A 14,468-nucleotide genomic window follows, 5' to 3' on the forward strand; every position below is an offset into this window, starting at 1 on the left:
ACCAGCCAGTAGGACGAATATCTTCAGAACTTACGGTTCATCTCTCATTCGCGGCTCCTGTTTTCCCGGTTTACGGAATCCGGGTCATCGAACTGGCGCCGGGTCACGGCGGCGGCCAGCAGAAATCGCAGCACGCCCTCGGCGGGGCAGCGGGTGTTGGTTTCTACCAATTTTACGGCGGCCTCCAGGAAAAAGCGCCGGCGTCCCGGTCATTTGATTGATCATCCGCACCCCCGTGGAGCCTGTCGTTCGCGGGCAGAGCCCACCCGGCGTGACACCATGGAGCACGATGAAACTGCGCGCTGACCAGACCGGAGACCGTGGCCTTCCCATGCCGTTGTGGCTGCAGGGAGCCCTTGAAACGGCGCAGGCGGCCATCATTTCCGCGCTGGTGGTGGTGGCGCCCATCGTGGCTGTCTGGGCCACCGCCGGTTTCCAGAACGGGCAGTTCGAGGTCCTGGCCCGGCTGGCAGGCCAGTCCTGGCTCCTGGTACACGGCGTGCCGCTGGAACTGGCGGGTGCGGGACCGCAGGCGGCCACGCACGGCGGAACCGGCGTCCTCAGCCTGATTCCCCTGGGCTTGACCCTGATCCCGTTCCTCCTTGCCTGGCGGGCTGGCCGCCGGCTGGCCCGTGCTTCCTACACGGACCAGCTGTGGCAGGCGCTGCTTGGATCCTGGGTGGTCTACGGGGCTTTCGGCGCCGCCACCGGGTTCGTCTGCCGCAATGCCGACGTCGTCATCAATCTTTGGTACGCCATGCTGGTTCCCCTGGTTCCCTACGGACTGGGCATGGTGATCGGCGCGCGCAGGGAAGCAGGATCCTGGAGCCGGCTCATCGGGGTTGACGCGGTGGACTGGATTTCGCGCACCAGCCAGCATTCGCGCTGGGCCGGTTCCTACTTCGCGTCGGTGGCCAAGGCAGGATTCGTGGCGGTGGTGTCCGCGCTTGCGTTGGCAGCAGCGCTGCTCGCAGTTGACCTGTTCATCCACTGGAACCTTGTGGTGTCTGTCTATGAGGCGCTCGACGCCGGCCCGGTGGGAGGTGCCGCCCTCACCATCGCGCAGCTCGGCTTCCTGCCCAACCTTGTGGTCTTCGCCCTCGCCTGGACATCCGGTGCCGGCTTCGCCATGGGCGTGGGCTCCCAGGTGGGTCCGCTGGGCACCGCCGTGGGTCCGCTTCCGTCCATCCCCGTCCTGGCCGCCATCCCCTCGGGCCCCCTGGATTACGCCTTCGTGGCCATGATCGTTCCGGTGCTGGCCGGTGTCATGGCGGGGTGGTGGTTCCTCCGGGAGGGTGAGAACCACTTTGATGAGTGGCTTGCCATCAAGGTCCACGCCCGCTGGTTCACGGCGACAGTTTCCACCCTCGCCCTTGGCGCGCTGGCCGGCGTGGCCGCGGGGCTGCTGACCCTGTGCCTGGCCTGGGTTGCCAGGGGTTCAGCCGGGGTGGGCCGCCTGACCGCCATTGGACCTGACCCGCTGTGGACGGGACTGTGGGTGGCCGCCGAGGTGGCTGCCGGCGTCGTGATTGGCTACGCGGCCGGACCATGGCTGGAACGCGAGAAAAGCACGGCTGTTGAACGGGACGCGGAACTGGTCCACTAGGACCTGCGCGGGGCCTAGCGCACCTTGGTGGGCAGGACGTCCTGGAACTGCACCATGCAGGCGTGGGTGGCCCGGTCCGTCAGCGCACGGCCAAGGCAGGCCTGGTACTCGCGGACCTGGTCGAAGAGGACCATGGTGGTGACAATCAGCAGCACCATGACGGCAGCGACCACCAGGCCGGAAATGGTGCCGAAGAGAATCAGCTTGGATTCCTTCAACCGGACTGCACGGACCAGCAGGACAATTCCCAGGACCAGGCCCGAGGCGGTGAGCACCGTGGTCAGCCAGAGGTAGCCCACATCCAGCTGGTAGACGAAGAACGCGCCGAGCACCGAGACCACGAACATCCGGAACAGGGTCTGGGTCTTGGCGAGGGACGCTTTCGCCGCCTCGCTGAGCGGGGGCCTGACCTGCTGCTGCCCGCTCCGGCCCGGTTCGCTGTTCATGTTTTCCAGCGTACGCGAGCCTGCACCTAAGCTGGACCAATGCGTATCGTCGTCCTCGTTTCCGGCACCGGGTCCAATCTCCAAGCAGTCATCGACGCCGTCAAGGCGGGCGGGCTCGCTGTGGAAATCGCTGCGGTGGGCGCGGACCGCGAAGGAACGGCCGGCGTCGAACGCTCCGCTGCCGCCGGCATCCCCACGTTCGTGGTGGACTTCAAGGCCTACCCGGACCGTGCCGACTGGAATGCCGCCCTGACCGAAGCCGTGGCCGCCTACAAGCCGGACGTGGTGGTGTCTTCAGGGTTCATGCGGATTGTCAGCCCCGGTTTCATCGACGCGTTCAACGGCAGGTACCTCAACACGCACCCGGCGCTGCTGCCGGCGTTCCCAGGGGCCCATGGCGTGCGGGATGCGATGGCATACGGGGTGAAGGTCACGGGCTGCACCGTCCACTGGGCAGACGCGGGCGTGGACACCGGCCCCATCATTGCCCAGGAGGCCGTGACCATCGAGGACTCAGACACCGAGGAAACGCTGCACGAACGCATCAAGGTGGTGGAGCGGCGGCTCCTGGTCTCCACCTTGGCGGCCCTCGCCGCAGACCCCTCGTTCACGTCCCCCCAGCCCCCCAACTAGCTCGCAGTTGTTGTCGTTTTGACCCGTCAAAACGACAACAACTGCGAGTCACTTAATCATCGCCGCAGCTGGCTGTGGATAACTCCGGCAGATGGCAGAAGTGTTTGCGACTATGGTCGCGTGAAGACGCCTCGTCCACTTCCCGCCGAGATCGCCCGGGTGCCGTTTACGTGCCAGGAAGCGGTCGACGCCGGCGTAACTCTTAGGCGGCTGCGCCACGGAGAGCTGGACGCACCCAGCCGCGGCATCAGGGTCCCGCAGGACGGCTCGGGCCAGGGTCGAGAGGGCACGGCCCTGTCTGAAGCCTTGAGGCCGTTTACGAGGATCACTTCGTTTTCGGCGGTGTCCCACGCCACGGCCTTCACGTTCTGGAGTTTTCCTGGTTTTTTGCCCGGTCAAGAGGACCCGCTGATCCATATCTCCCGTCCGGACACCAGGGCTATTCCCCGCCGCAAGGGCGTTGTCGGCCACGTAGGACAGTTCTTCGATGACGAGATCGTGCACGTGGAAGGGGTGCTGGTAACCAGCAGGCCCCGGACATGGCTGGACAATGCCCGAAGGATGAGCGTTGAGGAGCTGACAGTAGTGGCGGACCATCTTCTGCGGCTGCCGAGGGCTGCGTTCGAAATCAGGACGGAGCCGTTTTGTACCCTTGGGCAGTTGTCCGACATGTTGGATCGACACAAGGGTACACCCGGCATCCGGAAGGCAAGACTTGCCCTGGAGTTGGCGCGGGTTGGTTCGGACTCGGCGCCGGAGACGCGGCTTCGGCTTGCCCTGAACGCCGCGTGCCTGCCTGAGCCGATGCTGAACATGCCCATCGAACTTCGCCCCGGCGTCATTCGTCAGCCTGACCTGAGCTATCCGGAGTACAGGATTGCGGTGGAATACGACGGCGACGGCCATTCCGAGCCACAACAGATCGTTAGGGATATCGACCGCGAGGAGGATTTCAGCCGAGGAGGATGGCTGCTCGTGAGGATCTCAAAGCGCCACATGCAAAACCAGGCGTTGTCCGCCCTCTCGAAAGTGCGCGGGGCGCTTCTCAGTAGAGGCTGGGTACCAAAGTAGCTCGCAGTTGATGCCGTTTTGACGTGCGAGAACGACAGCAACTGCGAGTCAGTTGGGAACCGTCTACTGCAGCCGGCGCTGGCGGGTTTCGGGGGAGAAGAACGCCATCCACAAAACGGAGACCAGTACCAGGGCTCCCGCCAGTGCAAACGACGTTGCAAGCCCGAGTTCCGGCCAGAAGTAGTTCGCGAAGATCAGCGGCCCAAAACCTGCGCCGAGGCGCGAGAACGTGGATGCCCAGCCGAAGCCGGTGCCGCGCAGTTCTGTGGGATAGAGCTCGGACACGTAGGCATACAGCACGGGGATGGCTACCTGCACCACGAAGCCGAACACCAGCAGCCAGAACACCGCGGCCGTGGGGATGTCCACCACGAAAGCCACAATCACCAGCGTAAGAGCGGACAGCGGGCCGGTGATGGCCAGGATCCATTTGCGGCCCACACGCTCCACCAGGAGCGCTGCCACCACCACGCCAAGGAAGCCGACGGCGGCCATGGAGGCTGTGGTGACGAAAGCCTTGTACTCGGCGAACCCTGCGCCGATGAGGATGCGCGGCATCCAGGTCAGGGACAAGTAGTAAACCAGCAGGATGCTGAAGAACAGGGACCATGCGGCGGCGGTGATCTTCCAGCTGAACTGCCACACTGAGCGCAGCTGCGTCCAGGCGCTGCCGGCGGAGAGCCGCGGGACATCCCTGGCGTCCGGAAGGCTGTAGGCACGCGGTTCTGCCCCGGTTGCTTCCACCAGTCCGTCGATGATACGGGCCGCTTCCTCCCGCCGGCCTTTCCGGATCAGGAACAGCGGGGACTCGGGCACGCTGCGCCGGACCCAGAAAACCAGCAGCGCCGGCAGGACCATCACCAGCATGGTCAGCCGCCAGTCGCCGTAAAGGGCCACCAGCCCGGCCGAGACGAATCCCGCCAGGGCAGCGCCGATTGGCCACCAGCCATCCATGGCCGTAAGCACTTTCCCGCGCTGCTTCCGCGGCGTGAACTCACCCACCAGTGCGTAGTCCACGGGAATGCAGCCGCCCAGGCCGAATCCTGCCAGGAACCGGAAGGCGCAGAACCAGATGAAGTCGGGGGCGAAGGCGCCGCACACGGTGAACACGGAGAAGAGCAGGAGGGTTGCCGTGAAGGCCTTCTTGCGCCCAACGGTGTCCGCGATGGTTCCCCAGATGAAGGCGCCCAGCGCCATGCCGACCAGGTTCGCCGTGCCCACCCAGGCCGCTTCCCCCGCGGAAAGGGACCAGTGCTTGGACAGCAGCGGAATCAGGATGCCGTTCAGGGTTACATCCCAGGCATCGAACATGAAGCCGAGGCCTCCGATCAGGAAGATCCTGCCCTGGACTTTCCATCGCCAGGGCAGTTCCTGGACCACCTGTTCGCCGCTGGGCACAGTGGTGTATGTATTCATCGCCGCCTCCTGTCCAAAACTTTAGCCCGGCCCCAGCCCGTTCACACTCCGGCGTCCACGCCGGGCAACCGCGCCCTTCGCGATAAACTGGCCCTATCCCCACCAACCGCGGCCCTGTACCGCGAGATAAGACGGAGACATTTGTGAGCTTCACGCAGCATGAGCGCGTATCCATTGACCGTGTACCCATCCGCCGGGCCCTGATCTCGGTTTACGACAAAACCGGTCTGGAGGAGCTCGCCACGGGCCTGCACGCAGCGGGCGTGAAGCTCGTCTCCACCGGCTCCACGGCAAAGAAGATCGCCGCCGCGGGCATCCCCGTGCAGGAGGTGGAGGAAGTCACCGGTTCCCCCGAAATGCTGGACGGCCGCGTCAAGACGCTGCACCCGCGTGTGCACGGCGGCATCCTGGCGGACCGGCGCGTTCCGGCCCACATGGAAACCCTTGCCAGCATGGACATCGAAGCCTTCGACCTGGTGGTGGTGAACCTCTACCCGTTCGTGGAGACCGTCAAGTCCGGCGCCGCCCAGGATGACGTCGTCGAACAGATCGACATCGGAGGCCCCGCCATGGTGCGTTCGGCCGCCAAGAACCACGCCGCCGTCGCCATTGTGGTGGACCCGTCCTTCTACGGCCAGGTGGTGGAGGCCGCCGCCGCCGGCGGTTTCGACCTCAAGACCCGCCGCCGCCTCGCCGCCAAGGCCTTCGCCCACACCGCGTCTTATGACAACGCGGTTGCCACCTGGACCGCCAGCCAGTTCCTGGACGAGGACGGCGACGGCGTCATCGACTGGCCTGCCTACGCCGGCCTGTCCCTGGAACGCTCCGAGGTCCTCCGCTACGGCGAAAACCCGCACCAGCAGGCTGCACTGTACGTGGACAAAGCCGCCCCGGTGGGCATCGCCCAGGCGGACCAGCTGCACGGCAAGGCCATGAGCTACAACAACTTCGTGGACGCCGACGCCGCCCTGCGCGCTGCCTACGACTTCAGCGAGCCCGCCGTCGCCATCATCAAGCACGCCAACCCCTGCGGTGTGGCCGTCGGCTCCAAGGACGCCGCAGACCCCATCGCCGACGCGCACGCCAAGGCCCACGCCTGCGACCCCGTCTCCGCGTTCGGCGGCGTCATCGCCGCAAACCGCCCCGTCACCGCAGGCATGGCCAACACCGTCAAGGACATCTTCACCGAAGTGGTCATCGCCCCCGGCTTCGAGCCGGAAGCCGTGGAGATCCTGTCCAAGAAGAAGAACATCCGCCTGCTCGCCCTTCCCGAAGGCTACGGCCGTTACCCCACGGAGTTCCGCCAGGTCTCCGGGGGCATGCTGGTCCAGGTAAGCGACAAGGTGGACGCCGATGGCGACAACCCCGCCAACTGGACCCTCGCAGCCGGTGAAGCAGCGGACGAGAAGACCCTCGCGGACCTTGCCTTCGCCTGGACAGCCTGCCGGGCCGCCAAGTCCAACGCCATCCTCCTCGCCGAGAACGGCGCAGCTGTGGGCATCGGCATGGGCCAGGTCAACCGGCTCGACTCCTGCCGCCTGGCCGTGGAGCGGGCCAACACGCTGGGCGTCACGGTGGAGTCCGACGTCGAAGGTGCCGGCGGTGCCTCCAACGCCAGCGCTGCCGGCGCACCGCAGCGGGCCCGCGGCGCCGTGGCTGCCTCCGACGCGTTCTTCCCGTTCGCCGACGGCCTCCAGATCCTGATCGACGCCGGCGTCCGCGCTGTCGTGCAGCCGGGCGGATCCGTGCGCGATGAAGAGGTGATCGCGGCAGCCAATGCGGCCGGCATCACCATGTACTTCACCGGGGCCCGCCACTTCTTCCACTAGGACAAACGACGGCGCCCGCCCCCTGAGCAAAGGGGGCGGGCGCAGTCGTCGTTGTGCCGGCTTAGTCCTGGTCAGCTGAACCGGGGCCGGGCTCCGGAAGTTGGATCTCCCGGGGCTTGGCCTCTGCCATTCGTTGCTTTGTCCAGTACTCGAGGACTTCCTCGTGTGACTGGGTCAGGTCAACGTGGCTGACAGGATCCTCGTCGGGCCCGGGTTCCTTAGGATTTTGCTGCACTGGCGTAGGTTGCCTGGATGACTGAGCCCCAGTATGGGCCGTACATCACGGCAGAACGGTTGTAGCCGTAGCTGTTGATGGAGTTCTGCACGCCATCGGAGCTGGTCCCGATGAACCACGGGCCGCCTGAGGAACCCCCGGTCATGTCGCAGGGGATGCCCTGGCTGTTGAACTGCGGGTTGTTCGGATCATTGGTTGCCGTGCCAGTGCAGCTCTTGAGGGTCTCACCGTTGTACGGGGCAGCGGCGGGGTAGCCGTAGGACTTGTAAGTCAGGCCCCGGGCCTGGTTGAAGGCCACGCCCGAGCCTCCGACCACAGCGGTGAGGTTCTTGCCGTTCAGGGGGTTCATGACGGCGAAGCCGGTGTCGTACGTCATGTCACCGTTTGAGACCCACTGGCTCGGCGCGTACAGGGCCCGTGCAGACCACTTGCCATACGGTGCTGCGCCATTCTCATAGGCAGGAACAAAGACGAAGTTGGTGGCGTACGCTCCAGGCCCCTCGTTAACGCAGTGTCCCGCTGTGGCAACCGTGCTGCCGTTGGTCGATGAGACAGCGTTGCCGGAGCACACATAGTTGGCGCCCCCCAGGGTGAAGAAGACCTTGCCGATGTGGCTGACCGGCGTTTCGCTCTTGGCAGTGCTGCCGGTGCTCTTGGTGCCCTTGGTGGAAGACGGTTTGCCCTTCTCCACGACGGCTGCGCTGGAGCGGTTGCCGCGTTCCAGTGCCTTGCCGGCCAGGGTGTCGCCGGGGATGGCGCTCTGCATCCGCTCCGGTGTCCAGTAGTCGGCAGCACCCGCCGCGTCAAGGACAGCACTGGTAACGGACGGATTCGTGTGGTCGTCCGCCGCTGCTGGTGTTGCGGTGGCGGCACCTGCACTGGTGAAAGCCAGAACGGCGGCCGCGGAGAGGCTCAGGAGGGCGGAAGCCAGAGACCTGGTGCTTGTCATTGTTGTCCTGTCTGAACGGGGAAAGGCGTGGGAATGCCAAGTGTGACCCTGCGAATTTATCCCTCCATGACAGATTTGTAAATAGTAGTGACGTATCATGTATGGCCTGCATTGTCCCGGGATGGAGCCCTGGTGGCCGGGTGCCCGGGCGCGGCGGGCACCCGGTTTCCTGCCGCCGTCGGCCGTTCTCCATCGCTGTAATCCTGCCCACGGCAGGGGTAACGCTGGGCCTCCGGTACGCTTCAAACTGGTGTCCTCGGGTAAGTTGTACATGGTGAAATAGACCGAATTTTCACAACCAAGCCGACCCACAGGGAGACGCCCGCGCATGTCCAAGATTATCTACACCCACACCGACGAAGCGCCGATGCTGGCTACCTATTCGTTCCTGCCCATCATCGAGGCGTTCGCTTCGACAGCAGGTGTGGAGGTGGAGACCCGCGACATTTCGCTCGCCGGCCGCATCATCGCCCAGTTCGGTGACTACCTGACCCCCGAGCAGCAGATCGGTGACGCCCTTGCTGAGCTCGGTGAGCTGGCGAAGACGCCGGAAGCCAACATCATCAAGCTGCCCAACATCAGTGCCTCCATCCCGCAGCTGAAGGCCGCCATCGCCGAACTGCAGGGCCAGGGCTACGCGCTGCCGGACTATCCGGACAACCCCTCCTCCGACGAGGAAACCGCCGTCCGCTCGCGCTACGACAAGATCAAGGGCTCGGCTGTGAACCCGGTCCTGCGCGAAGGCAACTCGGACCGCCGGGCCCCGCTGTCAGTCAAGAACTACGCCCGCCAGAACCCGCACTCCATGGGCGCCTGGACCCCTGACTCCAAGACCAACGTGGCCACCATGGGCCAGGATGACTTCCGGTCCAACGAGAAGTCCGTGGTCATCGAGTCCGAGGGCACCATCGCCATCCAGCTGGTCCGCGAGGACGGCTCGGTGAAGGTCCTGAAGAAGGCCTTCCCGGTCCTGGCCGGCGAGGTCATCGACGGCACTGTGATGCGCGCCGCCGCCCTGGATGAATTCCTGAAGGCCCAGGTGGCCCGCGCCAAGGAAGAAGGCGTGCTGTTCTCCGCACACCTGAAGGCCACCATGATGAAGGTCTCGGACCCCATCATCTTCGGCCACGTGGTCAAGGCCTACTTCTCCGAACTCTTCGAAACCTACGGCAAGCAGCTCTCGGCAGCCGGCATCAGCCCCAACAACGGCCTTGCCGCCATCCTGAGCAGCCTTGAGGACCTTCCCGCGGATGTGCGCGACGGCGTGCAGAACCTGATCAAGAAGGGCCTGGAAGACGGTCCCGCCCTGGCCATGGTGGACTCGGACAAGGGCATCACCACCTTGAACGTCCCCAGCGACGTCATCGTGGACGCCTCCATGCCTGCCATGATCCGCAGCTCCGGCCACATGTGGGGACCGGACGGCAAGGAAGCGGACACCCTGGCCGTCCTGCCGGACAGCTCCTACGCCGGCATCTACCAGGTGGTCATCGATGACTGCCGCGCCAACGGTGCCTACGACCCCACCACCATGGGCACTGTGCCGAACGTTGGCCTCATGGCACAGGCAGCCGAGGAATACGGCAGCCACGACAAGACCTTCGAGATCCAGGAAGCGGGCCGGATCCAGATCGTGGACGGCTCGGGCAACGTGCTGATCGAACACGAGGTTTCCGAGGGCGACATCTGGCGCGCCTGCCAGACCAAGGATGCCGCCATCCGCGACTGGGTCAAGCTGGCCGTCACCCGCGCCCGTGCCTCGCAGACCCCGGCCGTGTTCTGGCTGGACGAGGAACGCGCCCACGACGCCAACCTCATCGCCAAGGTCAACGAGTACCTGAAGGACCACGACACCAACGGCCTGGACATCCAGATCATGTCCCCGGTCAAGGCGATCGCCTTCACCCTGGAACGCATCCGCAAGGGCGAGGACACCATCTCCGTCACGGGCAACGTGCTCCGCGACTACCTCACGGACCTGTTCCCCATCCTGGAGCTGGGAACCAGCGCCAAGATGCTCTCGGTCGTTCCGCTGATGAACGGCGGCGGACTCTTTGAAACCGGTGCCGGCGGTTCCGCGCCGAAGCACGTCCAGCAGCTGCTCAAGGAAAACCACCTCCGCTGGGACAGCCTGGGCGAGTTCCTGGCGCTGGCCGTCAGCTTCGAGCACCTGGCCACCACCACGGGCAACGCCCGCGCGCAGGTCCTGGCCGACACCCTGGACCGCGCCACCGGCACGTTCCTGCTGGAGAACAAGTCCCCGAGCCGCCGCGTGGGCGAGCTGGACAACCGCGGCAGCCACTACTTCCTGGCCCGCTACTGGGCGGAGGAGCTGGCCAAGCAGACGGACGACGCCGACCTGGCCGCCGCTTTCGGTTCCGTCGCCAAGGAGCTGTCCTCCAAGGAGGAGACGATTGTGGGCGAGCTGGCCGAGGTCCAGGGCTCACCCGTGGACATTGGCGGCTACTACCGCCCCGAGGATGACAAGGCCTCCGCGGTGATGCGTCCTTCCGCCACCCTTAATCAGGTCATCGCCGGCTTGGCCTAGCACCGGCCGCTGCTGCGGCAGCTGACAAAGAGAGGCGGTGCCCGGATCGTTCCGGGCACCGCCTCTCTTTGTGCTCTTTATAGTATGGGCGGGTTAGTTCTTGCCTTTGCCTTTGTCGGCGTTGCTGTTCTTGCCGGTGTCCGCGCCGGAGCCGCCCGCGTTGCCCTGGGCCGGTGCCGGGGCGGGAGCCGGCTGGGGCGCCGGTGCCTCGGCGGTGGGGGATGGGCTTTGAGCTGCCTGCGCGGCGTTCCGGGCATCCTCGGCGGCTCTGGCCGCAGCCTGCTGTGCGGCGACAACCTCGTTCAGGTCTGCCCGGACAGCGGAGGCCACGGTGGTGATGCTGCGGCGCCGTTCCTCCGAGACCTTGCCCTTTGCCTGCAGTGAAGTGAGGTCGGCTTCAAGACCTTCCAGTGCCTTCAGTGCCGACGCAGGATCGTTTTGGGACGACGCCTGCGTCACTTCCAGCACGCGTGCCTGGAGCTGTGCCGCAGCTTCGCGCTGAAGGCCGTTTCCCGGCGCCGCGCAGGCGCTGAGGTAGCCTGCCGCCAGAAAGGCCGCCGAGAAAGCCAGGACCAGCCGGCCCGGGATTGTCTGCCGCGGCGTCACGGCTCCACGCTTTTCTGCAGCTCCTGCAGATGGTCGCCCAGGACGCCGGTCACGGTGGGATAAGGGACGACGTCGGCGGGCCGGGCCGAGATGCTCATCATCACCGCAGCCACGGCTGCAGCAATGACAAGGACACCAAGCACGACGACCAGCCATATCCGTTGGTTCCGGGAGAGGCGGGGTGTGCGGGGAGCCTTGCCTGCGGATGCACCGGCAACCACTCCGGCCGTTGCCACTCCGCTCGTTGCCACTCCGGAACCAGCCGGCGATGCAGCAGGTTGGGCGGCTGATGCGGGATCGGCAGCCTCTGTAGAGGCCGCTGCCTCGCGCACATCATCCACCGATTCCTCAGCGGTGATCGAGGGCGGGTGGAAGGGCATGGCGGGAAGCACCCGAGTGGTTTCCGGTGCCAGTTCTCCCGGCGTTGAAGCCGGCGAGACCAGTGCCTGGCGGAGTGCCGTTTCGATGTCGGCGGCCGCAGGGCGTTCCAGCGGCTCGATGCCAGTCATGGAACGGATGAGGTCCGCCCATTCCGGGGGAACGTCGTCGGGGATCTCCGGGGCGCGGTGGAGCCGGGCAACGGCGGATTCCACTGCGCTGCCGGGGTACTCCACGGTGCCCTTGATGCACTCAAGCAGCACCAGTCCAAGGGAGTAGATATCCGTGGCTGACGAAAGGGGTTTGCCAAGGGCCTGCTCGGGGCTGAGGTAGGCAGCCGTGCCCACCATGGTGCCCGTGGCCGTGAGCCGGGTGGAATCCGCGATCCTGGCGATGCCGAAATCCGTGAGCTTGGGCCGCAGCGGCTCACCCGGGCGGATCTGGACCAGCAGGATGTTCCCCGGTTTGACATCGCGGTGGATGATGCCCAGGCCATGAACGTACGCCAGAGCGTCGGCGATGCCGGCTCCGATCACGGACAGCTCTTCCAGTGGTACCCGGCTGTGCCTGATGCGGCTGCGCAGGTCCTGGCCCTCGACGAGTTCCATGGTCAGGAAGGGCCGGGGCTCGTCCGGAATGCGGTCATCGATTCCGGCGTCGAAGAGCGTCACCAGGCCGGGGTGGTTCAGGGTGGCCAGAAGTTGGATTTCGGCTTCCTGCCGCTTAAGCTCGTCCGCATCCGGAGCCTGCGGGGCGAAGAGTTTCAACGCCACGTCACGGCCCAGCTTTTCGTCCCGTGCGCAGTACACCGACGACATCCCGCCGCGGCCTATGACCTCACCTAAACGATAGCGACCGCCGACAACTTCATTCTTGATGGAGCTAGGCGATTCCGCCACCATGACCGTTCCTCCCGGTGCGCTGCGGCACTGTCGTACCTCAAATTATACGGGCGGGACGGCGGAACCAGCGATTGACCTAGGGTTTCGCGTTGCGACACGCCGACGGCCCGGCGGCGATTTCAAACACGTTCGCCGCCGGACCATTGGCTACAAGGACATGTGTGCTGATGACATGTTTTGTACTGTTACTTGGTTGTTGGGTGGGTGTCCTCCTCTCGTCAGCCCGCCGGGTGCTGCCGCTTCAGGCGCGTGCGCGGGCGGTTTCCTTACAGGACTCAGGCCTCAGGACACCTTGCGCTTGCGGAGCATCAGGAGTCCGCCTGCCAGAAGCACCAGCGCCAGGGGAACCAGCGCTCCGTCCCAGCCGGTGTTGGCCAGGCGGGTGTGGGCTGAGCCGGTGTTGGCAAGGGCAGGATTGCCGCCAGTCGGAGTGCTCCGCGGTGTGGTGACCGGGGCGATGGCCCCGCTCACTGCGGTGGAGCCTGCCGGTGCAGCGGTGAAGTTGCCGCTTCCTGCAGTACCAGTACCGCTTGTGGAGTCATTGCCGGAAGTCGAGCCGCCGTTGCCGGCAGGGTCGCCTGACCCCGGAGTGCTGGTTCCGGGATCAAGGGTGCCGGTGTCTCCGGTGGTGCCGTCTCCCGGGGTGGTGGTTCCCGGGTCAGTGGTGCCGGGTGTGTTGGTGCCCGGAGTGCTGGTTCCGCTGTCATTACCGAGTCCGATACCCAGGTCAATGCCAAGGTCGACAACGGCATCCAGGCCGCCAGCGTCCGCAGTTCCGGTGTCCACACCGGCTCCAAGGTCGATGCCTGCGTCGACTCCACCCGATGTATCACTGCTGGTGACGCCACCGATGGTGAGGTCGAGAACTGCCTCAACGGTAGTGCCGAGCCCACTGGTATCGCCGGCACTCACGCCGCCGAGTCCCAGGTCTGCGGCTGCGTCGACGGCGAGGTTTGCCGTGGTGGCGTCCGTGGTGGTGGTGCCGGTGCTTCCGAGGCCGAGGTTTACGTCCACTGCGGCGGCCAGGTCGGTGTCATCTTTTCCCGCGCAGGCTGTGAGGCTGCCGTGGCCCANAGGTCTGCGGCTGCGTCGACGGCGAGGTTTGCCGTGGTGGCGTCCGTGGTGGTGGTGCCGGTGCTTCCGAGGCCGAGGTTTACGTCCACTGCGGCGGCCAGGTCGGTGGTGCCGGTTGTTGTGGGGTCGGTGGTGCCGGTGAGTCCCAGGTCTGCGGCTGCGTCSACGGCGAGGTTTGCCGTGGTGGCGTCCGTGGTCCCGGTGCCGGTGCTTCCGAGGCCGAGGTTTACGTCCACTGCGGCGGCCAGGTCGGTGGTGCCGGTTGTTGTGGGGTCGGTAGTGCCGCCGAGTCCCAGGTCTGCGGCTGCGTCGACGGCGAGGTTTGCCGTGGTGGCGTCCGTGGTGGTGGTGCCGGTGCTTCCGAGGCCGAGGTTTACGTCGAGTCCCAGGTCTGCGGCTGCGTCGACGGCGAGGTTTGCCGTGGTGGCGTCCGTGGTGGTGGTGCCGGTGCTTCCGAGGCCGAGGTTTACGTCCACTGCGGCGGCGACGCCTGTTGAGCCGGCCGGCGTTGGGTCACCCAGCAGGCCCAACGACGTCGAGTCAGCGGGCGCCGCCGCCGAGATGAGGGCGGAAGCGGAAAGATCCGTCCCGCTGGTGGTGTCCGCTGCGTTTGCGGCAGCGCAGCCGAAGGCCAGAAGGCCGCCGGCAAAGAGGGTGCTAAGCAGCCCCCTGCGAAGGGTGCAGTTCATGATGGTTACTCCTGAAGTTGAGGTAGTTCGGGCGCTTATCAGCTGCCCGTAAAGCCACGTGCTGCCCGTTGGGGGCAGACGGCCTC

At 65.8% G+C, this 14,468-nt stretch carries 11 protein-coding genes; 5 read left to right on the plus strand and 6 right to left on the minus strand.

Annotated features, from left to right (window positions below; translation table 11 throughout):
• Nucleotides 1-289: 289 nt before the first annotated feature.
• Entirely contained in the window at nt 290-1,606 is a 1,317-nt protein-coding gene (locus tag ASG79_RS19455) for a DUF6350 family protein (protein ID WP_056393413.1), read from the plus strand.
• A 14-nt stretch (nt 1,607-1,620) separates the two neighbouring features.
• Here the strand turns inward: ASG79_RS19455 and ASG79_RS19460 are convergent, their stop codons facing one another.
• Nucleotides 1,621-2,052 carry a hypothetical protein gene (locus ASG79_RS19460; protein ID WP_056393416.1) on the minus strand — a complete coding sequence of 144 codons (432 nt, stop codon included), beginning with the start codon at nt 2,050-2,052 and terminating at the stop codon, nt 1,621-1,623.
• Nucleotides 2,053-2,091: 39 nt separating this feature from the next.
• Here ASG79_RS19460 and purN point away from each other — a divergent pair, with 39 nt between their 5' ends.
• Nucleotides 2,092-2,685 (plus strand): phosphoribosylglycinamide formyltransferase, encoded by a 594-nt coding sequence (gene purN / locus ASG79_RS19465; RefSeq protein ID WP_056393419.1) that lies wholly within the window; start codon nt 2,092-2,094, stop codon nt 2,683-2,685.
• An 18-nt stretch (nt 2,686-2,703) separates the two neighbouring features.
• Nucleotides 2,704-3,756, plus strand: a complete 1,053-nt coding sequence (locus ASG79_RS19470) for a hypothetical protein (RefSeq protein WP_235509876.1) — start codon at nt 2,704-2,706, stop codon at nt 3,754-3,756.
• Nucleotides 3,757-3,819: 63 nt separating this feature from the next.
• On the opposite strand, the gene ASG79_RS19475 is transcribed toward ASG79_RS19470, so the two are convergent.
• On the minus strand, nt 3,820-5,172 hold the full coding sequence (locus ASG79_RS19475; protein ID WP_018771795.1) for an MFS transporter: 1,353 nt from the start codon (nt 5,170-5,172) through the stop codon (nt 3,820-3,822).
• Nucleotides 5,173-5,315: 143 nt separating this feature from the next.
• On the opposite strand from ASG79_RS19475, the gene purH reads away from it, so the two are divergent.
• Nucleotides 5,316-7,001 (plus strand): bifunctional phosphoribosylaminoimidazolecarboxamide formyltransferase/IMP cyclohydrolase, encoded by a 1,686-nt coding sequence (gene purH / locus ASG79_RS19480; protein ID WP_018771794.1) that lies wholly within the window; start codon nt 5,316-5,318, stop codon nt 6,999-7,001.
• A gap of 61 nt (nt 7,002-7,062) precedes the next feature.
• Here the strand turns inward: purH and ASG79_RS23905 are convergent, their stop codons facing one another.
• Together ASG79_RS23905 and ASG79_RS19485 are read right to left on the minus strand one after the other, a co-directional pair.
• Nucleotides 7,063-7,236: a hypothetical protein gene (locus ASG79_RS23905; RefSeq protein WP_166673078.1), complete on the minus strand. Its 174-nt coding sequence runs from the start codon at nt 7,234-7,236 to the stop codon at nt 7,063-7,065.
• On the minus strand, nt 7,220-8,185 hold the full coding sequence (locus tag ASG79_RS19485; protein ID WP_018771793.1) for a trypsin-like serine peptidase: 966 nt from the start codon (nt 8,183-8,185) through the stop codon (nt 7,220-7,222). Before ASG79_RS19485 ends, ASG79_RS23905 begins: the two co-directional genes overlap by 17 nt.
• A 328-nt stretch (nt 8,186-8,513) precedes the next feature.
• On the opposite strand from ASG79_RS19485, the gene ASG79_RS19490 reads away from it, so the two are divergent.
• On the plus strand, nt 8,514-10,733 hold the full coding sequence (locus tag ASG79_RS19490) for an NADP-dependent isocitrate dehydrogenase (protein WP_056393422.1): 2,220 nt from the start codon (nt 8,514-8,516) through the stop codon (nt 10,731-10,733).
• Nucleotides 10,734-10,826: 93 nt separating this feature from the next.
• On the opposite strand, the gene ASG79_RS19495 is transcribed toward ASG79_RS19490, so the two are convergent.
• Entirely contained in the window at nt 10,827-11,339 is a 513-nt protein-coding gene (locus ASG79_RS19495) for a hypothetical protein (protein WP_056393423.1), read from the minus strand.
• Nucleotides 11,336-12,619, minus strand: a complete 1,284-nt coding sequence (locus tag ASG79_RS19500; protein WP_056393424.1) for a serine/threonine-protein kinase — start codon at nt 12,617-12,619, stop codon at nt 11,336-11,338. The genes ASG79_RS19495 and ASG79_RS19500 overlap by 4 nt, the downstream gene beginning before the upstream one ends.
• Between the last annotated feature and the right edge of the window lie 1,849 nt (nt 12,620-14,468).

The organism is Arthrobacter sp. Soil761 (genome assembly GCF_001428325.1).
Taxonomy (GTDB): domain Bacteria; phylum Actinomycetota; class Actinomycetes; order Actinomycetales; family Micrococcaceae; genus Arthrobacter.